Here is a 19,656-nt window from a genome sequence, read left to right on the forward strand (position 1 = left end):
GCATTCCGTCCCTCCACCGTCCATCGATCCATTGATCCATCGATCCGATCGACTCAAGACCGCGTCGAAGCGCTTCGACTCCGCGACGAAGGAACGTAAGGGCGGGGCGTGGGCACGTCAATGGGGTGCGCGGGAATCGGTGCGCGTCGCGCAGGCGAGGAGCAGGGCGACGGCCGCCGCCGTCGCCGGGGCCGCGTACCCGGCCGTCGCCGAGGCGTGCTCGGCCAGCCAGCCGCCGGCCGCCGAACCGCACGCGATGCCGCCCAGCAGGCCGGTCACCGCGAGGGTCATGCCCTCGTTCAGCCGGCCTTCCGGGGTGCGCTGCTGGACCAGGGCCATGGTCGTGATCATCGTGGGCGCGGTGGCCATGCCGGCGACGAGGAGCGCGCCCGCGAGGACGACGAGCGAACCGGTCAGCGCGGCCGCGAGCAGGGGCAGGGTCATGAGCACCGTCATCGCGGCGACGCACCACGGCAGCCGCCGCGCGGCCGGGCCCGGCGGCCTCAGCGCGCCGAACAGCAGTCCCGCCGCGCACGAACCGGCGGCCTGCAGTGCGAGGACGAGTCCCGCCGACGACTGCTGTCCCCGGGCGTCCGCGAACGCGATCGTGACCACCTCCATCGTCCCGAAGACCGCTCCCATGGCCAGGCAGACGGCCAGCAGCGGAGGCATGCCGCGGGTGCGGAGCGGGGACCGGGGCGCGGCCGCCGTACGGGCCGCGCGTCCGGGGGCGGGCGGTTCCGTCGACCGCTGGGCGGCGAACAGCAGCACGCCCGTCATCAGCAGCACGGCGCCGGTCAGCGTGCCCGCCTCGGGGAAGAGGGAGGTGCACAGGAAGGCCGCGAGGACCGGGCCGACCATGAAGCACAGCTCGTCCGCGGCCTGCTCGAAGGAGTTGGCGGTGTGCAGCGCCGCCGGGTCGTCGCGCAGCAGGTGGGCCCAGCGGGCGCGGGACATGCCGCCCGTGTTCGGGGTGGTCGCCGTGGCGGCGTACGAGGCGAACAGGGTCCAGTCGGGCGCGTTGAAGCGCATGCACAGCAGCAGCGACAGGCAGCCCAGTACGGCGACCGCGGTGGCGGGCACGGCCACCCTGGCCTGGCCGTGGCGGTCGACGAGCCGTGCGGTCCACGGGGCCACCAGGGCCGACGCGACCAGTCCCGTCGCGGTGACGGCACCGGCCAGGGCGTACGAACCGCGCTGCCCGGCGATCATGATCACCGCGCTGACGCTGAACATGCCCATGGGCAGCCGGGCGAGGAGATTGCCGCACGTGAAGGCGCGGGTCCCGGGGAGGGCGAACAGGTGGCGGTAGAGGGCGAGCGGGCCCGCGCCACGGCCACGGATACCGACATGGCCGCGGCTGCGGCTCGATCGGGTCGTTCCGACGGGGCGGTCCGCGCGAGAGTCCTCCCTCCGGGGGCCGAAGTCGGCGGCCACCAGGCTGTCGGCGGTGACGGTGAGCAGAGGCGCGGAGGGAGTCCGCGCGGGTGGTTGCGGCATGGTCTTACGGTCGCCCGGGTCATGATCGGCCGTCCAACACCTGCTCCGTGGTGATTGACGCATCCGGGTTGTAAATTCGGCGGATGCCCACCGTGGACCCCCGCCTCCTGCGAGCGTTCCTCGCCACCGCCGAGGAACTGCACTTCACGCGGGCCGCGGCCCGGCTGTACATCGCCCAGCAGGCGCTCAGCCGCGATGTCCGGCGGCTGGAACGGGAGCTCGGTGCCGAGCTCTTCGTCCGGACGACCCGGCAGGTGTCCCTGACGGCCGACGGGGCGCGGCTGCTGCCGTACGCGCGCCGGGTGCTCCAGGCGCAGGAGGAACTGCTCGCGGCGTTCGGGCGGTCCGGTGGCGGGGTGCCGCGGCCGCCGCTGCTCGTCGACGTCAACAGCCCGGGGATGGTCGGCGAGCGGATCCTCGCCCGCGCCCGCGCACTCGCCCCCGACGAGGAGCTGATGACCCGCTACGAGAGCGGGCTCACCGGAGCCGCCGCGGAGATCCTCGCGGGCCGGCTCGACGCGTCGTTCGGACGGTACGCGGGGCTGGATCCGGCGGTGCGCGTCCGCCTGGAACAGCAGCCCGTACGGTACGAGCCGATGGCGGTGATCCTGCCCGAGGGCCACCCGCTGGCAGCCCTGGACGAGGTACCGCTGGCCGCGCTCGCCGGCGAGACCGTGTACGCGGGTGCCGGGAACCCCCGGACGCCGGAGTGGACGGACCTGGCCCGCCTTCTCCTCGAGGAGCGCGGCATCGGGATCGCGCCGCCCGCGCCCCTGGCCGTCGGGGTCGAGGAGTTCCAGCGGATCATGGCCAAGTCGAGGCGTCCCGTGCTCGCCGTCATGGGCTTCCCGGCCATGCCGGAGACGGTGATCCGGCCGCTCGTCGAACCCGTTCCGCTGTCACCCCTGTCGCTGGTGTGGCGCAAGGGGCTGGCACATCCGGGGCTCGAGGCGCTCAGGCGCGCCGCGGCCGAGCTCGCGGCCGAGGAGGGGTGGCTGCGGCGGCCCGCGGAGGGATGGCTTCCGGCAGCGGACGCACAGGTCATGACGAGCCGCTCCTGACGCACACAGCACACACACAGCGCAAGAAGTGCGCATGCCGGCGGGCCCGGCCGGGGTGCCCTCACCCGCACTCCGAGATGTCCCCTCATCTACGACTCTGCTCCGTTATGAACACCCCCGTTGCGTGAGGGGTTGTTGAAGGTCGCTGGTAATTTGTGGGGGCACCGATCTGCGAGGCCGGCAGTCGGTATGCAGCCGCATCGACGGCAGGCGGGTCGGACCGACCTACATCCGCCCGCGCGATCGATGCCGAATGCGAAGGGGGATGTCGTGGCGCCGATGGGGGACGGGGAGGAGCCTCAGGAGCGGGACGTCACCATGCAGCTGAAAATGCCCGGCTCATTCACAACGGATGAGACCGTGCAGTTGCGGGTGCCGCCGCCGGGCACTTCCGGCCCCGAGAGCGAAGAGGCGATATCCGGAATATCCGCCTCTGAGGTGGACTCGCCGACGTCGAAGCGAATACGCGGCGGCGACACAGCCGACCAGACGAAGCGCGACGGAAACGGGAACCGGAACAGACGCAAGGCACCCCGCCCGTCCCTCGGTTCCCGCCTCGCCGCCGTCCCCCGGCTGGCGCCCCTGCTGGGTCCGCTCGCCGAGCTGACCGCCCGCCTCGCGCCCTACGCCCGCCGTATGCGGCCGCAGTACCCCCGGCCCGGACGAACCGACTGGCGCCGGTGGCTGCCCTCCTGGCGGCAGTGGCTCGGCGGCTCGCTCGCCGGTGTGGGGTTCACCGGCCTCTTCCTCGTCGTCGCCTACGCGGCCACCGACATCCCGGACAACCTCAACTCGTACGCCACCCAGCAGGACAACGTGTACTTCTGGGCCGACGGGACGCCCATGGCCCGTACCGGCTGGGTGCAGCGGCAGGCGATGCCGCTCAAGGACATTCCCGAGGACGTCCGCTGGGCGGTGCTCGCCGCCGAGAACGCGAGCTTCTACAGCGACCCCGGCATCTCCTTCAGCGGCATCACCCGTGCCCTGCTCCGCACGGTCGGCCAGGGTGACACCCAGGGCGGCTCGACCATCACCCAGCAGTACGTGAAGAACGTCTACCTGAACCAGGACCAGACGATCAGCCGCAAGTTCACCGAGGCGATGATCGCCCTCAAGCTCGACAACCAGATGAGCAAGGACGACATCCTCGAGGCCTACCTCAACACCAGCTGGTTCGGCCGCGGCACCTACGGCATCCAGCGCGCCGCCCAGGCCTACTACGGCAAGGACGTCAGCGAGCTCAACGCCAGCGAGGCCGCGTTCCTGGCCTCCCTGCTCAAGGGCGCCGGCCTCTACGACCCGACCCTGAACAGCGCCAACCGTGAGCGGGCCGTGGAGCGCTGGTCCTGGACCCTCGACCGGATGGTCGAGATCGGCAAGCTCTCGAAGGCCGAGCGGGAGAAGTACAAGGAGTTCCCGGAGCCGCTGAAGAGCAACCCGCTGTACGACACCGGTGAGCAGAGCGACTACCTGGTCGAACTCGCCTCCCAGTACGCCAAGAGCGCCGCGGACATCTCCGACAAGGACTTCGACCTCGGCGGCTACCAGATCTACACGACCTTCGACAAGAAACGGGAGGCGCAGCTCACCGACTCCGTCACCAAGGCGCGCAAGAAGGCACTGGAGGAGGATCCCAAGACCGCGAAGACCGCGCACTACGGGGCGGCCTCGGTGGCCGCGGACGGCCGGATCCTCGCCGTCTACGGTGGCCCCGACCACCGTAAGCAGGGCTACAACGAGTCCAACGCCTCCACCGTCCCGGCCGGTTCGGCCTTCATGCCGTTCGTGTACGCGGCCGGTCTCGAGCACGGTGTCCGCAAGACCCGGGACGAGGAGAGGACCCCGGTCACCGGGGACTCCCTCTACAACGGTGACGACGACGTGCCGGTGACCACGCCGGAGGGGCCGTACTGGGACCGCAGCGGCCGCAAGGTGTCCGCCAGCAACGACGGGGACGTGGACTACGGGCAGATCTCCCTGCACCAGGCGCTGGCGCTGTCGGTGAACACGCCGTTCATGCAGCTCGGCATGGACACCGGCCTGGAGGAGGTGCGCGCCACCGCCGAGGCCTCCGGCCTGCTGCCCTCCAGCATCGGTGCCCAGGTGCCCGCGCTGACGCAGGGCAGCTCCACGCCCAGCGCCATCCGCATGGCCAGCGGCTACTCCACCTTCGCGGCGGCCGGCGAGCACACCGAGCCCTACTCGGTGCGCAAGCTCACCCACAACGGCACCAAGGTCGTCCTGAAGCTGCCCGACGCACGCCGGGCGGTCGGCGCCGACGTGGCCGAGGAGGTCACCTCCGCGCTCACGGACTCCTTCCGCACCGCCCACCCCGACGGCGCGCCCGCCGACGCCGAGGTGGCCGGGAAGGCCGGGACGACCGAGGACGACACCGCCGCCTGGTACGTCGGCACGTACAACTCTGTCTCCACCGCAGTGGTCGTCTATCGCATGGACCTCGCCAAGAGTCTCGAACCACTGCCGTTGAAGGGCATCGCCGGCACCACCGACGACAGCGTTCCCTACGGCATCTGGTCCGGCGCCACGAGCCCTCTCGGCTGACCACCGACCGGGCACCGCAGTCCCCCACCGTCTGGAGAATGAGCCGCACATGAAGCCACCGTCGGGCCGCCGCCGCAAGGCCCCGGCACCGCGCCGCACCGCTCCCTTCCGCCCGGGGTTCCTGGCCCTGGCGGCGCTGCTCGTCGTCGCTTCGCTGACGGCGGGCTACCTGGTGCTGAACCGCACGGACAACACGACGCCGACCGCGTCCTCGGGGGAACCGCGGAAGACGGCGGGGACGCCCACCGAGGAGCCGAAGTGGGACGGGAAGACGAAGGTCCTGGGGGACGGCTCCACTTCCTACACCGGTCCGCAGACAGACCAGTTGAAGCCCGAAAAGCTCAAGCCGGGTGAGAAGCCGCCGCAGTTCGTCGTCTTCTCCTGGGACGGCGCGCTGCAGGGCGACGACATGCTCTTCTCCCACTACCGGGAGATGGCCGAGGAGTACGACATCCACATGACGTTCTTCCTCACGGGCATCTACCTGCTGCCGAAGGACAAGGCGTCGCTCTACGACCCTCCCCAGCACGACAAGGGCTCCGCGGCGATCAGCTACCCCACCGACGAGCACATCCGCACCACGCTGGAGCAGCTGGGCAAGGCGTGGGAGGAGGGCAACGAGATCGGCACCCACTTCAACGGGCACTTCTGCGGCACGAAGGGCGGCGGCGACTGGAGCGTCGAGGAGTGGAAGAGCGAGATCGACCAGTTCAACTCCTTCGTGCAGAACTGGAAGACCAACACCGGTGACACGGACCTGGACCCGCTGCCCTTCGACGTCGCCAAGGAGGTCGTCGGCGGCCGCGCCCCCTGCCTGGAGGGCCAGAAGAACCTGCTGAAGGCCATCAAGGACTACGGCTACCGCTACGACGCCAGCTCCGCGGGCGACTTCCAGATATGGCCCAGCAAGAAGAACGGCATCTGGGACTTCCCGCTGCAGATGCTCCCGTACGAGGGCGGCGAGTACCAGGGCCTCTCCATGGACTTCAACTTCCTCTACAACCAGTCCGACGGCGAGACCGACGGCGACCCGGCGATGTACCCGCAGTGGGAGGAGGAGACCGTCGACACCTACATGGCCGGCTTCAACCGCGTGTACTACGGCAGCCGGGCGCCCCTCTTCATCGGCAACCACTTCGAGGAGTGGAACGGCGGCATCTACATGAGGGCCGTGGACCGGGTCATCGAGGACGTCTGTACCAAGAAGGACGTCAAGTGCGTGTCCTTCAAGGAGCTCGCCGACTGGATGGACGTGCAGGACCCCGAGACGCTGCAGCGGCTGCGCAGCCTCGACCCGGGGCAGTCCCCGGACTGGTCGACCGTCGTGCAGTGACGTTCCCGTAACAGCCTCGGTGCACAGGCGCATCCCTCTTCACAAGCGCCTCACATGCCATGCAAGGATGCGCCTACCCGGCATCCTGTCGCCGGGGGCAAGAGGGGAACCATCAGTGAAGTCAAGGAAAATCAACCGCACCCGACGCCGCGTCACCATAGCCGGGGCGGCCGCCGCCTCGGTCGTCGCCGGAGTGGCGCTGGTGCCCAACTGGAGCGCGGGCGCCGCGGTCGTCGACGATCCCACGGTGGACGCCAAGACCAAGGCGACCTTCCAGCGGCTCGCGGACGCGGTCTTCACCGACCGTACGAACGCTCTGGTCGACAGCAGGCAGGGTGACCGGAAGAAGCAGCGGACCCACGGTTTCTCCGGGCACGTCCGGATGTCCTCCGGCACGACCAGCCGTGAGGACAGCGCGCTCTCCCAGCTGGGACAGCGCAAGAAGGAGCTCGCCGAGCTGGGCGAGACGTACAGCCAGGGCAGCACGACCGTCACCCTGGACGCCACGAACGTGAAGGGCCGCAAGGCCAAGGTCGCGGTCACCGAGACCACGACCCTCACCTACGCGGAGGCCCGCGGCAGCGACCCGCGGACCACCGGGTTCCAGGCCCACCACGAGCTGACGTTCAGCGCCGACCGCCGGGGCAACTGGCAGCTGACCCGGATCGAGGCGACCGACGAGGGCGACGTCGCGGTGAACCAGACGGCCAAGCCGGCCGTCGAGACGGAGGCCGCGAAGGCCGCCACCACGACCACGCCCGCGGCGCCCAAGGCGGCGACCACGTACCCCGCCCCGGCCAACAAGAAGGACTTCACCGCCAGCGGCCTGAACTACCAGGCGATGGCCACCTACGCGAAGAAGTACTGGTCCAACTACAACGCGGACTACCCGGACTTCAACGGGCAGGGCGCGGGCGGCGACTGCACCAACTTCGTCAGCCAGGCGCTGAAGGCGGGCGGTTGGAAGCACGAGCCCGGCTACGTGTACGACTACACCAAGTGGTTCGGCAACGCCGACATCCAGTCGCACTCGTTCGTCGGCGTCAACGAGTGGTCCTGGTACGCCCAGAACTCGAAGCGGGCGACGAGCCTCGCCAACGTCTACCAGATGGACGTCGGCGATGTGCTCCAGGTCGACTTCGACCGGGACGGCTCGAAGGACCACACCATGATCGTCACGTCCCGCAGCAACGGCGTGCCGTATCTGACGTACCACTCCACCAACACCTACAGCCGGTCGGTGGCGAGCGTCATCGCGTCGTACCCGAACGCGTCGTACTACGCCTACCGCACCTGACGGCGGCCGCGTATACGAAAGACGCCCGGCCGGGAAGCCCCGGCCGGGCGTCTTCGTTGTGTGCACGGGAGCAGTGGCCTCAGAAGGCCAGTGTCCAGCCGTTGAGGGTGCCGTTGGCGCCCGCGGAGGTGTCCTCGACGCGCAGCTTCCACGTGCCGTTGGCCGGCGAGGCGCTCGCGTCGGCGGTGTAGAGCTGCTGGAGGGTGCCACCCTCCTCCGTCTCGGACGACGGCTTCAGCGCGTACGTCCTGCCGTCCGGGGCGACCAGGGTGATCTCCAGGTCGCCGAGCCACTCGTGCGTGGCGTCGACGTACACCCGCGTCGTCCCGGAGGCGGTGCCGGTGAGGCCGCTGACGGTGATCGGCGATTCCACGGTGCCGGGGTCGGGGACGGTCTGGCCGGTCTGGTTCTCGTACGAGGCGGGGAACGTCAGTGACCAGCCGTTGAGGGTGCCGGTGGCGCCCTCCGAGAGGTCCTCGACGCGCAGCTTCCAGGTGCCGGCCGCCGGTGAGGCGCTCGCGTCGACGGTGTAGAGCTGCTGGAGGGTGCCGCCGGTCTCGGTCGAGGACGTCGACTTCAGCGCGTACGCCGTACCGCCCGGGGCGACCAGGCTGAGCTTGAGGTCACCGAGCCAGTCGTGCGTGACGTCCGCGTAGACCTGCAGCGTCTTGGGGGCGTTGCCGGTGAGTCCGCCGACGGTGATCGGAGACTCCACGGTGCCGGGGTCGGGGATCGTGAGGTCGGTCCGGTTCTCGTGCGAGGGGAACGTGAGCGACCAGTTGTCGAGGGTGCCGTCGGCGCCCGCGGACCTGTCCTGCACCTGGAGCTTCCAGGTGCCGTCGGCCGGGGAGGCCCCGGCGGGGACCGTGTAGGTCTTGCTGAGCGTGCCGCCCGGATCCGTCGCGTTCGTCGCCTTGAGGGCGTACGTCTTCCCGTCCGGGTCGACCAGGTCGATCTTGATCTCGCCGAGCCATTCGTGCGTGAGGTTCACCGAGACCTGCAGCGCCACGGGGGCGTTGCCGGACATTCCGCTGACCGTGATCGGCGACTCCACGGTGCCGGGGTCGGGAATGACGTAGTCGGTGTCATTGATGATCCTGGCCGCGCGGGGCTTGTCGCCCGGCTCCGGCTCCGGCTCCGGCTCGGGATCGGGTTCCGCCACTCCGGCCGCCTTGGCGATGTCGATGCGGGGGATGCTGACGCCCGCCTCGTCGGTGACGGTCGTCCCGGTCGTCTTCAGCAGCGACCCGAGGTCCGTGACGCTCTTGCCCGGGTAGGCCTGCCGAAGCACGGCGAGGGCCCCGGCCACGTGCGGAGCGGCCATGGAGGTGCCGCTCTTGGCGCCGTAACCGCTGAGCACGGAGGAGACGATGCCGGAGCCGGGGGCGAAGACGTCCAGCAGCGGGCCCCGGTTGCTGAACGAGGAGATCTCGTCGTTGTCGGTGGTGGAGCCGACGGCGATCGCGGAGGGCACGCAGGCGGGGGCGTTGACCCCGTCCTCGGAGCCGTTGTTGCCGGCCGCGACCACCGTGGCGACTCCGGCGCCGAGCAGCTTGTCGATCACCGGCCTGCGGGCGTCGCCGGTGCAGGCCTCGGAGTACATCGACGAGCCCAGGCTGAGGTTCGCCGCGACGACCGGGGTTCCGGCCTGCTGCCACTCGTACACCTTCTCCAGGGCCGCGATCTGGGCGCTGGTGTAGCTGCGGATGCAGGGTGTGGTGCCGACGGCTTCGCAGTACTGCGGGGAGTCGAACCTGCTGAAGACCTGGATGGCGATGATGTCGGCGCCGGGGGCCACACCGGACGCGGGGGCTCCGGAGAGGCCGTCGCCGTTGCCCGCGGCGATACCGGCCACGTGGGTTCCGTGGTCGCATCCCTCGATGGCCGCGCACGGCCCGCTCCCGGAGTCGGCGGCGCCGGTGCCCTCCTGCTCGGCCGTGCCGTCGGGGCACAGGCTGGTGGCGCCGGAGACGGCGTCGATCGGCGAGAAGCACGCCTCGGCGACGACCCGGCCCTCCAGGAACGGGTGGCTGGTGGCGACGCCGGTGTCCAGAATGGCGATCGCGCTGCCCTCGCCGGTCAGACCTGCCGCGATGGCCTGGTCGCCGCCGATGAGCGGCACGCTGCCGTCCAGCGCGGGCGGGACCGCCTCGTCCTCGCTGACGCTGATCACGCCGTCCTGGGCGGCCAGTTCCGTAAGGCCGGCCCGGTCGACCCGGAGCGTGACGACCGGCAGGGTCGAGAAGGCCTGCACCGTCTTACCGGTGCTCGCCGCGTCGGCCAGGTCCGAGCGCCTCTCGGTGACGACGTTGACGCGCACGGTGCCGCCGTCGGCGGTGTCGTCGTACAGCGGCGGGTCGATCGGGTCGCCCTCCGTCGCGCTGCCCGCCAGGTCGTCGTCCGCCGCGGTCGCCGCGGTGGTGCTCAGGGAGGTCACAGCGTGGGCGGGGATCGCGCCGAGGGTCACGGTCATCACCGAGGTGACGACCGTCGTCCATATCCGTCTCTTCATCTCGCTCTCGGGTTAAGAGGGCATGACAACGCATGCGGGGATGTGAGTGGAGAATTCCGGTAAGGAAAGGCCGGATGGCGGCATGCGTATCTGTGCGGTCTTCGCGCACCGGGGATGCCGCACTGGGGTGATCCGTCATGAAGCCGCAGGGAAAAGCGGGCGGTTCATTCCGACCGCAGCGGCGACAGGGAGTGCTGTAGTGCACAGGCACTCCAAATGGACGGGTCAGCTTGATCGGCTCGAAGCCTAGGGCGGCCTGGATCACGTCCGCAAGGACTTCATGAGCGGAGCAAATGGCTCCGTTTTATGGTGCTGCTTCTGCTGTCCGTTGCGGCGGCAAAACCCATCAGAGTCCACGTGGGATCTCTCGGCGTCCATGGAGTCACGCCCGCAAAACGGAATCGATGCTTTCCGCTTCTGTGTGGCGGCCGTTGCCTGCGCCCCTGCCTCGCCGCGGAAGTCAGCGCAGGAGAAGCAGGACCGCCAGCGCGACGAGCAGCGAATCGATCCTGTCCAGCAGGCCGCCCGAGCCGGGCAGCCAGTGACCCGCGTCCTTGACCTGAGCACCTCGCTTGATCATGGATTCGAGGAGGTCTCCGGCCGGACCGCCGACCGCCACCGCAACCGCCGTCGGCCAGCTCAGCGCGGACAGCACGGCGAGCACCCCGAGGCCGGCCGCGGCCCCGGCCAGGGTCCCGCTCCACCGTTTGGCCGGTGACAGCGGCGACAGCCGCGGCCCGCCCAGCCGCCGGCCGGCGAAGTACGCCGCGATGTCGGCGACCGACACCGCGATGAACAGCGCGAGCGCGCTCGCCCCGAGCGGCACGAGCGCGGCCAGCACACTCAGCCAGGCCAGCCCGAGCAGGCCGGCGCCGAGCCGGTGCACCCCACGGTCGGCGTCGCCGGACAGGAGCGGCACCGCGGCCACCGCGAGTGCCCCGATCGCGAGTACCCGAAGCACCTGTCCGGGCGCCAGCCAGGTGGCCAGCACCACGCCCGTCACCGCCGTGGCCAGCACGGCCCGGTCCGCCCGGCCCAGCCGCATCAGCCCGCCGAACTCGAGCACCGCGACCACCCCGGCCGCGACGGCGAGGGCCGCGGCGCCCGGGCGGCCCAGCCAGAACGCACCCGTGACCAGGGGTACTCCGACCGCCCAGGCGCACCACCGGATCAGCAGCTCCCGGCGCCGGGACGCCGCGACCGCGACACCGCCCATCACCAGCGCCCCACCGAGCCAGGGGGCCAGCGAAGCAACCGTGATCACCGAGCGGATCCGGTGACGGTGACAGCCGGAAGCTCCGGAACGAACGAGACGGAACCCGTCCGCAGGTCGTCCAGGGCGGTCCGGCACGCGGCCACGATGCGCGCGTTCTCGGCGGTGTCCCTGACCGCGATGCGCACGGCGCGTCCCTCGTACAGCGGCGACAGCGGTGACAGGTCGCGCAGATATACGTCGTGGCGGCGGCACTCGTGCACCAGCTGCGCGGCACTCGGCCCGCCGGGCGGCAGGGTCACGGTGAGGAAGTTCGCCACGGCCTCCTCGACCACCAGGGACCCGTCCAGCCCGGCCAGGTCGGCGGCCAGTTCCCGGCGCAGAGCGTGGGTGCGCTGCCAGCGGTCGCGGTAGTACGCCGGGTCGCGCAACGCCGCCACCGCGGCCAGCTGCGCCGGGAGGCCGACCGGCCAGGGCGGTGTCCACCGGCGCAGCAGCGCCGCGGTGGCCGGCTCGGCCACCAGGTACGCGGCCCGTACACCGGACAGCGCGTACATCTTCGACAGTGAGCTGCAGACCACCACCCGCGGGTCCGTCGCGGCGAGCCCGGCGAGCGATTCGGCCGGGCCGACATAGCCCAGGTACGCCTCGTCGATCCACCACCGGGTGCGGTCCGGCGTGGCGGCGATGACCGAGCGCAGCTCCGCGGCCGGCGCATGGCGTCCGGTCGGGTTGTTCGGGTTGACCACCACCACGAGGTCGTAGCGGCCGGAGCCGACGGCGGCGGACAGCCGGGCCGGATCGATCCGCCAGCCGTCCTCGCGGCGCAGCCGGAACCGGTCCACCCGGCAGCCGATGACCCGCTCCGTGACATGGGCGTACTCGCCGTAAGCCGGGTCCAGGAGAAGCACCCTGCTGTCCGGGGTCAGCCACCGGCCGAACGCCCGGAAGATCAGGTCGGAGGAACCGGCGCCGACCGCGAGCGTCTCCGCCGGCAGTTCCCGGGAGGCGGCGATCTCCGCCAGCAGGCCCTCGGCACCGGTCGGCGGCGATGTGCGGGCGGCCCAGCCCGGGTCTTCCACGAGCGCCGCCCGCACCCCGGGAGCCGGCGGGAACCAGGCGTCCAGCACATCGGCGGCGACGACCTGATGCCGCCGGTGCAGGCTGCGGAAGTCCGTGCCGATGGCGGTGAACGAGGCGCCACCGTGTTCGCAGCCGTCCGGCCGGGGCGCGAAGGCCACGTCCAACTGCCAGTCGACTGTGGAGCCCAGACGCTCCAACGTGGCGCGGTAACGGCCCATCGTGCCCTTCGTCAGCTCGGTCACGCTGCCGGTCAGCACCTCGAACGTCACCGCACCACTGCGGACGGTGCGGCCGACCGGGCGCAGACCGACGGCCAGATACATGCCGAGCAACTCGGTACGCCCCATGGCCACCACCCGGCGGCCGCCCCGTGCGGCGATCCAGCGCAGCGCCGCGTACATCAGCAACGGCGCCGCCAGGGTGGCCCGCCAGCGCGGCTCCACGGTGAGGATGCGCACCTCGAAGACATCGTCCTCGTCCGGCAGCGGCAGCTCGTCGCGGCTCAGGTACTTGTCCAGCGCGTACCGCCCCACCCAGGGCGGAGTCACACTGACGAAGCCGATACGGGTCGCTCCGCGCGCCGCGACCAGATAGACGTTGTCGCCGTCCAGCCCGTCGCGCAGCCGCCCGGCCGGATCCGGCGCATGCTGGCCCAGCTCCTGCGCGTACACGCGGTGGCGCAGTTCGTGGATCCAGTCGGAATCCTCCGGGGTGGCAATGCGCAGCTGTACGTCACGATGCATGAGTACCTCTTTCGACGCAGGGGCACTTCATCGTGGGGAGCACAGACCGGCCGCGTCAGGGCCAGATGACGTGATGGGCATGAGTACGCGTACTCATGTGCAGCCGTCCCCGCCTGTGCCAGCGGCTGCGTAGGAGATGAACGCCTTCCATGCGGAGGATGCGACGGTGAGCCTGCGGCCGCCCGCCTTCTTCGAGTCGCGTATGTGGACGGTGGTGGGTGTGGTGGCTATCTCGACGCAGTTCGAGCCATCGCCGCTGTACGTGGACTTCCGCCAGTGGAAGGGCTGCACGGCCGGTTCCTCTCAGAGCTCTTGGGTGCAGTGCCTCAAGAAGTCGCGTGACTCGGCGCTGCTCAGGGCGCAGGACTGCATGCGGTCCACTACGGCGCGGTACTTGCTCAGCTGAGCTTCCGCGTCGAGGAACTCGCAGGCCCCATGCTGGGAGTCCAACTGGACTGTGTCGAGCTGCGCGATCGGCCCTTCCACGTAGTCGAAGGACTGCCCTGTGGTCGGGGAGTTGCTCGTTCCGAAGGGGGATCACGCGTACGGTGACATGAGGCAGTTCGCTTATGTCGATCAGGTGCTCGAACTGGCCGCGTGTGACGGCATGACCGCCGAAGCCCATGCGAAGCGCCGCCGTGGAGCGATGACATGACGCCTCGCCCTTCCGTCCTCACCGCCCCGCCCCCGCCCCGGTGAGAGCAAAGTTCCCTTTCGGTCACTCATGGCCACAGGGCGGAAACGCGCCTTCCCTACCTTCGGATTCCGGCAGCCCATCGCCGATCCCCCCGCGTACGACAGGCGAGCACCGGAGAACCGAACCGTGGAGGCGTCATGACAGCCCCGAGCAAAGCCCCCGCAACGAGCAGCAGGGGAGGCCGCTGGATCGAGCGCTGGGATCCGGAGGACGAGACGTTCTGGAAGGAGGGCGGTGAGAGGATCGCCAACCGCAACCTCTTCTTCTCCGTCCTGTCCGAGCACATCGGGTTCTCCGTCTGGACCATGTGGTCCGTGCTGGTGCTCTTCATGGGGCCGGAGTACGGGCTGACCCCGGCCGACAAGTTCCTGCTGACGTCGATGGTGACGCTCGTCGGCGCGGTGGTCCGGGTGCCCTACACCTTCGCCGTCGCCATCTTCGGCGGGCGGAACTGGACGATCATCTCCGCCAGTCTGCTGCTCGTCCCGACCGTCGCCGCCTTCGTGGTGATGGAGCCGGGCACCTCTTTCTCCACCTTCCTCCTGGTCGGTCTGCTGGCCGGTATCGGCGGCGGCAACTTCGCCTCCTCCATGACCAACATCAACGCCTTCTTCCCGCTGCGGAGGAAGGGCTGGGCTCTGGGGCTCAACGCCGGCGGCGGCAACATCGGCGTGCCCGTCATCCAGCTGATCGCCCTCGCCATCATCGGGGCCGGCGGCGGTCCGCGCCTGCTGCTCGGCATCTACATCCCGCTGATCCTCGTGGCCGCCGCCCTCTCCGCCGTCTACATGGACAATCTCTCGTCCGTGAAGAACGACACCGGCGCCGCCAAGGACGCCGCGAGGGACGCGCACACCTGGATCATGTCCTTCCTCTACGTCGGCACCTTCGGGTCGTTCATCGGGTACAGCTTCGCCTTCGGGATGGTGCTCCAGAACGAGTTCGGGCGGACCCCGCTCCAGGCCGCCTACCTCACCTTCCTCGGCCCGCTGCTCGGCTCCCTCATCCGGCCCGTGGGCGGCTGGCTCGCCGACCGCTACGGCGGCGCGAGGATCAGCCTCTACAACTACGTCGGCATGGGTGCCGCGACCGCCGTCCTGATCGTGGCCGGCGTGCAGGAGCTGCTGCCGCTGTTCGTCACCGCCTTCGTGGTGCTGTTCATGCTGTCCGGGCTCGGCAACGGCTCGACGTTCAAGATGATCCCCGGCATCTTCCAGGCCAAGGCCCTCGCCAAGGGGCTCCAGGGTGAGGAGGCCGCGGCGTACGGCCGCCGGCTCTCCGGTGCCTCCATGGGGCTCATCGGCGCGGTGGGCGCGCTCGGCGGCGTCGGCATCAACCTCGCCTTCCGCCAGTCCTTCCTCTCCGCGGGCTCCGGCACCGGCGCCTTCGTCTCCTTCCTGGTCTTCTACGCGGCCTGCTTCGCGGTGACCTGGGCCGTATACCTTCGCCGTCCGGCGGGTGCGCAGGCGCAGGCCACGGCCGCCACGGAGGCGAAGCCGCAGATGAGCTACGCGGAGGTGTAGCAGAGATCTCGGTCCTGACCGAGAGACACTGGAACGGGCCGGCGGCGGAAGATCGCGGTCGGCTCTTTCACAGGAGGCGGCATCGGTAACACCGCCGACATGAAGGCGAACCGAGTCTGTCACGCGCCGTTGACAGGCTCGTTCGGCACGCAGGCGAAGCACGAAGGCGAAGCACGCAGGCGGAAGAACGCAGGCGAACGAACGGCACGCAGGCGCACGAAGTCGACCGCGGGACGAGGCATGCACGACGAACAGCAGCGACCAGACCACGGGCCCCTGGCCGGGTTCACCGTGGGTGTCACGGCCGCCCGGCGGGCCGACGAGCTCGGAGCACTGCTCCAGCGGCGCGGCGCATCCGTCCTTCACGCCCCCGCCCTGCGCATCGTGCCCCTCGCCGACGACAGCGAGCTGCTCGCCGCGACCAAGGACCTCCTCGACCGGGCGCCGGACATCGTCGTGGCGACCACGGCCATCGGCTTCCGCGGCTGGATGGCGGCCGCCGACGGCTGGGGGCTCGGCGAGGCCCTGCTCGGCCGGCTCCGTGAGGTCGAACTGCTCGCCCGGGGGCCCAAGGTCAAGGGCGCCATCCGGGCCGCCGGGCTGACGGAGGAGTGGTCGCCCTCGTCGGAGTCCATGGCGGAGGTGCTCGACCGGCTGCTGGAGCAGGGTGTCGACGGCCGCCGCATCGCCGTCCAGCTGCACGGCGAGCCGCTGCCCGGCTTCGTCGAGTCGCTCCGGGCCGGGGGAGCGGAGGTGGTGGGTGTGCCCGTCTACCGCTGGATGCCGCCGGAGGACCTCGGCCCCGTCGACCGGCTGCTGGACGCGACGGTCGCCCGCTCCCTGGACGCCGTCACCTTCACGAGCGCGCCCGCCGCCGCCTCCCTGATGTCCCGCGCCGAGGACAGGGGGCTGCTGCCGGAGCTGCTCGCCGCCCTCCACCACGACGTGCTGCCCGCGTGCGTGGGCCCGGTCACCGCGCTGCCGCTCCAGGCCCGGGGCGTCGACACGGTGCAGCCCGAGCGGTTCCGGCTCGGGCCGCTGGTGCAGCTGCTCTGCCAGGAGCTGCCGGGACGCGCCCGTACGCTGCCTGTCGCCGGCCGCCGGATGGAGATCCGCGGCCACGCGGTGCTGGTGGACGGGGCGCTGCGGCCCGTGCCGCCCGCCGGGATGTCGCTGCTGCGGGCGCTGTGCCGGCAGCCGGGCTGGGTGGTGTCACGGGCGGAGCTGCTGCGGGCGCTGCCGGGGGCGGGCCGGGACGAGCACGCCGTGGAGACGGCGATGGCCCGGCTGCGGACCGCGCTCGGCACGCCGAAGCTGATCCAGACGGTGGTCAAGCGGGGGTACCGGCTGGCGCTGGACCCGGCTTCGGACGCGAAGTACGCGGACGAGGTGGACGGGTAGGGCCGCTTCGGGACTCCCCCGGAACCGTGGCTCAAGTGAGTGTGCGGCCTTCCGGTCGGGTGTGCGTGCGGGCACTGTAGGGGATACGAACCCTCGCAGAACCCTCGGACAGCTCCCACCGGTACCTCACCGACGCACCCCACCGACCCCCGGCCGAGTCTCGCGCGGGGGCGACCCCAAGGCGGTGACAGGCACATGGCACCCGGCACGGCCACGACGACGGCCTCGACCACGGCCACAGCCCCGGCCCCGGCCACAGCCCCGGCCCCGGCTCCCACCCCGGCCACAGCCCCGTACGGCCCGCGCATCGACTGCGGGCGACTCTGTCTGGACCTCCTCGCGACCACGCACCCCGAGGAACAGCTCCACTCGCCGGACCGGCTGCGGGCGTGGATGACCGGGGCGGGGATCGTGCCGCCGGGGACGTCCCTGACGGCCGCCGACGCCTCCTGGCTGGCGAGCTTCCGCGAACTGCGGGGTTGCGTCGGCCTGTTGGTGCGGGGAGAGGCGAGCCGGGACTCACGGCCGTACGAGATCGCGCTCGGCCGGATCAACGAGCTGGCGCGCGCGGCGACTCCCGCGCCCTGCGCCGTACGGACGGACGAGGGCTCCCTGGTGCGGGCGCTGGACGGGGCGCCGGACTGTGCCGCGCTGCTGGCCGTGGTCGCGCGGGACGCCGTGGAGCTGCTGACCGACCCCGTGGCCTGTGCGGGACTGCGGCAGTGCGCGGGCGACAACTGCCCCATCGTGTACGTCGACACGTCCCGGGGGCGGCGGCGCCGCTGGTGCTCCAGCGAGACCTGCGGCAACCGGGAGCGGGTGGCCCGCCACCGGAGGCGGGCGGCGCTGGCGCGGGCGTAGGGCCTCCAGCACCCAATTTGCCCGCGAATTGACCGACCGTGCCCCTTTGTGGGCGTGAAGCGATTGGCTGTGCCTCGGGTTGGGGATATTGGGGAAAGCCGCCGAAGGTCATTCGTTCCGGGCGGTGCGTGCTTCTGTGACGTAAAGGGAAAACCGTGCCGAGTTTCCCGGGCGGGGAGCCGTCCCCTCTCTAACGTCCAGGTCAAGCAGGGGTTTTCCGGTAGTAATGGGTGTTCTTGTCCCCCTTCTCGTGCCCCTGGGATTCCCTGAGGTCTCGGCCCGGTCACAAATTTGTGCGCTCCCTTTGAACACGCGGCTCGTCGCTCACGTACCTCGTCATGAGCGACCGACTGGGGGACCCCGGTCGAATCGGGGACACCGGAGGTAGCCGTGCGCAAGGATTCCGCTGTGGCCGATGAACGCCCGCACAGGGCCCGACATCGAGCGTCACAGCCCTCGGGACCCGATGAGGAGCTGATGCGTGCGCTCTACCGTGAACATGCGGGGCCCTTGCTCGCCTATGTGCTGCGCCTGGTCGCGGGAGACCGGCAGCGGGCCGAGGACGTGGTGCAGGAAACGCTCATCCGTGCCTGGAAGAACGCCGGTCAGCTCAACAGAGCGACCGGATCGGTACGCCCCTGGCTGGTGACGGTCGCACGGCGCATCGTCATCGACGGCCACCGCAGCCGGCAGGCCCGGCCGCAGGAGGTCGACCCGTCGCCGCTGGAGGTCATCCCCGCGGAGGACGAGATCGACAAGGCGTTGTGGCTGATGACACTCTCGGACGCACTGGACGACCTGACCCCTGCCCACCGGGAGGTCCTGGTGGAGACGTACTTCAAAGGGCGTACCGTCAATGAGGCGGCCGAGACGCTCGGCATCCCCAGCGGCACGGTCCGCTCACGGGTGTTCTACGCCCTGCGGTCGATGAAGCTGGCTCTCGAGGAGCGCGGGGTGACGGCATGAACATGTACGGGGGACGGGGAACCGGCGGCGGTTCCGGTCCGCTGCGGGGCGTGCAGCCGGGCGACGGGCCCGGTGACATCCACGAGACCGTGGGCGCCTACGCCCTCGGCATCCTGGACGACGCCGAGGCGACGCGGTTCGAGGCCCATCTGGCCGGCTGCGAGTGGTGCGCCCAGCAGCTCGACGAACTCGCCGGGATGGAGCCGATGCTGGCCGCGCTCGCGGACCTGCCCGGCGCGCAGGGCAGCCCCGCCGTCGGGGAGTCGCTGGCCGCGAGGCCGGAACCGCGGATGGCGGAGCGGCTCGTCGACGAGGTCGCCGAGCGCCGTGCGCAGAAACGTCGGCGCAACTACTACATGGTCGCCGCCGCGGCCGCGCTGATCGTCGGCGGGCCGGTGACCGCGATCGCGGTGACGGGAGGCGACGCGGGCTCGAAGGACATCCGGGCGGGCGAGACCAAGAGCGCCGTCACCCCCGCCGAGGACGCCTTCATGAACATGGACGACAAGGTGCGGGCCACCGACGCCGCCACCGGGGTCGGCGCCACCGTCGCCATGGAGCCCAAGGACTGGGGCACCAGTGCCGTGCTGGAGCTGAAGAACGTCAAGGGCCCCGAGAAGTGCTCCCTCATCGCCGTCGGGAAGAACGGCGACCGGGAGACGGCGACCACGTGGTCGGTGCCGGCCTGGGGCTACGGCATCCCGGGCGCCGCCACCGAGCAGGCCAAGGAGCCGCTCTACGTGCACGGCGGCGTGGCCATGGAACCGAACGAGATCGACCACTTCGAGGTCATGACCTTCGACGGGGAGAAGCTCGTGGAGATCGGCGCCTAGCGGCGGCGCGGGCACGGCGCGGCGGATCGGTGGACACACCCCCGGGCGACACATAGCCTCCCGGGGGTCCC

15 protein-coding genes and 1 pseudogene are annotated in these 19,656 nt (G+C 70.8%); 9 read left to right on the forward strand and 7 right to left on the reverse strand.

Annotated elements, in window-relative coordinates:
• Positions 1–117: 117 nt before the first annotated feature.
• Positions 118–1,500 carry an MFS transporter gene (locus IE242_RS23170; protein WP_189862299.1) on the reverse strand — a complete coding sequence of 461 codons (1,383 nt, stop codon included), beginning with the start codon at positions 1,498–1,500 and terminating at the stop codon, positions 118–120.
• A gap of 83 nt (positions 1,501–1,583) precedes the next feature.
• On the opposite strand from IE242_RS23170, the gene IE242_RS23175 reads away from it, so the two are divergent.
• The 4 genes from IE242_RS23175 to IE242_RS23190 all read left to right on the forward strand — a co-directional run bounded on the left by IE242_RS23175 (position 1,584) and on the right by IE242_RS23190 (position 7,753).
• Positions 1,584–2,561, forward strand: a complete 978-nt coding sequence (locus IE242_RS23175) for a LysR family transcriptional regulator (RefSeq protein ID WP_189862301.1) — start codon at positions 1,584–1,586, stop codon at positions 2,559–2,561.
• Between the two features lie 279 nt (positions 2,562–2,840).
• A complete protein-coding gene (locus tag IE242_RS23180) occupies positions 2,841–5,123 on the forward strand; it encodes a transglycosylase domain-containing protein (RefSeq protein WP_444545844.1) in 2,283 nt (760 codons plus the stop codon).
• Positions 5,124–5,172: 49 nt separating this feature from the next.
• The gene (locus tag IE242_RS23185; RefSeq protein ID WP_189862303.1) at positions 5,173–6,456 is read left to right on the forward strand and encodes a polysaccharide deacetylase family protein; all 1,284 of its coding nucleotides are present in this window, start codon (positions 5,173–5,175) and stop codon (positions 6,454–6,456) included.
• Positions 6,457–6,571: 115 nt separating this feature from the next.
• On the forward strand, positions 6,572–7,753 hold the full coding sequence (locus IE242_RS23190) for an amidase domain-containing protein (RefSeq protein ID WP_229859329.1): 1,182 nt from the start codon (positions 6,572–6,574) through the stop codon (positions 7,751–7,753).
• 79 nt (positions 7,754–7,832) lie between these two features.
• Here the strand turns inward: IE242_RS23190 and IE242_RS23195 are convergent, their stop codons facing one another.
• The 6 genes and pseudogenes from IE242_RS23195 to IE242_RS39555 all read right to left on the reverse strand — a co-directional run.
• Complete coding sequence (locus tag IE242_RS23195) at positions 7,833–10,265, reverse strand: proprotein convertase P-domain-containing protein (RefSeq protein ID WP_189862306.1); 2,433 nt, start codon at positions 10,263–10,265, stop codon at positions 7,833–7,835.
• Between the two features lie 460 nt (positions 10,266–10,725).
• Complete coding sequence (locus tag IE242_RS23200; RefSeq protein ID WP_189862308.1) at positions 10,726–11,529, reverse strand: phosphatidate cytidylyltransferase; 804 nt, start codon at positions 11,527–11,529, stop codon at positions 10,726–10,728.
• On the reverse strand, positions 11,526–13,304 hold the full coding sequence (locus IE242_RS23205; protein ID WP_189862310.1) for a histidinol-phosphate aminotransferase family protein: 1,779 nt from the start codon (positions 13,302–13,304) through the stop codon (positions 11,526–11,528). The genes IE242_RS23200 and IE242_RS23205 overlap by 4 nt, the downstream gene beginning before the upstream one ends.
• A 93-nt stretch (positions 13,305–13,397) precedes the next feature.
• Positions 13,398–13,595, reverse strand: a complete 198-nt coding sequence (locus tag IE242_RS23210) for a DUF397 domain-containing protein (RefSeq protein ID WP_189862312.1) — start codon at positions 13,593–13,595, stop codon at positions 13,398–13,400.
• Positions 13,596–13,607: 12 nt separating this feature from the next.
• Complete coding sequence (locus IE242_RS38880; protein ID WP_308436780.1) at positions 13,608–13,790, reverse strand: Scr1 family TA system antitoxin-like transcriptional regulator; 183 nt, start codon at positions 13,788–13,790, stop codon at positions 13,608–13,610.
• Positions 13,791–13,845: 55 nt separating this feature from the next.
• Positions 13,846–13,929 (reverse strand): annotated as a pseudogene (locus IE242_RS39555) (transcriptional regulator); the annotation flags it as partial.
• A 209-nt stretch (positions 13,930–14,138) separates the two neighbouring features.
• Here IE242_RS39555 and IE242_RS23215 point away from each other — a divergent pair.
• From IE242_RS23215 to IE242_RS23235, 5 genes are all read left to right on the forward strand, one after another.
• Positions 14,139–15,524 carry a nitrate/nitrite transporter gene (locus IE242_RS23215; RefSeq protein ID WP_189862314.1) on the forward strand — a complete coding sequence of 462 codons (1,386 nt, stop codon included), beginning with the start codon at positions 14,139–14,141 and terminating at the stop codon, positions 15,522–15,524.
• A gap of 240 nt (positions 15,525–15,764) precedes the next feature.
• On the forward strand, positions 15,765–16,925 hold the full coding sequence (locus tag IE242_RS23220; protein WP_189862316.1) for a uroporphyrinogen-III synthase: 1,161 nt from the start codon (positions 15,765–15,767) through the stop codon (positions 16,923–16,925).
• Between the two features lie 195 nt (positions 16,926–17,120).
• Positions 17,121–17,786: a CGNR zinc finger domain-containing protein gene (locus IE242_RS23225; RefSeq protein ID WP_189862323.1), complete on the forward strand. Its 666-nt coding sequence runs from the start codon at positions 17,121–17,123 to the stop codon at positions 17,784–17,786.
• A 390-nt stretch (positions 17,787–18,176) separates the two neighbouring features.
• On the forward strand, positions 18,177–18,752 hold the full coding sequence (locus IE242_RS23230) for a sigma-70 family RNA polymerase sigma factor (RefSeq protein WP_189862324.1): 576 nt from the start codon (positions 18,177–18,179) through the stop codon (positions 18,750–18,752).
• Entirely contained in the window at positions 18,749–19,585 is an 837-nt protein-coding gene (locus tag IE242_RS23235; RefSeq protein ID WP_189862325.1) for an anti-sigma factor family protein, read from the forward strand. The genes IE242_RS23230 and IE242_RS23235 overlap by 4 nt, the downstream gene beginning before the upstream one ends.
• The last annotated feature ends 71 nt before the right edge of the window (positions 19,586–19,656 follow it).

Source organism: Streptomyces poonensis (assembly GCF_014650915.1).
Classification (GTDB): domain Bacteria; phylum Actinomycetota; class Actinomycetes; order Streptomycetales; family Streptomycetaceae; genus Streptomyces; species Streptomyces poonensis.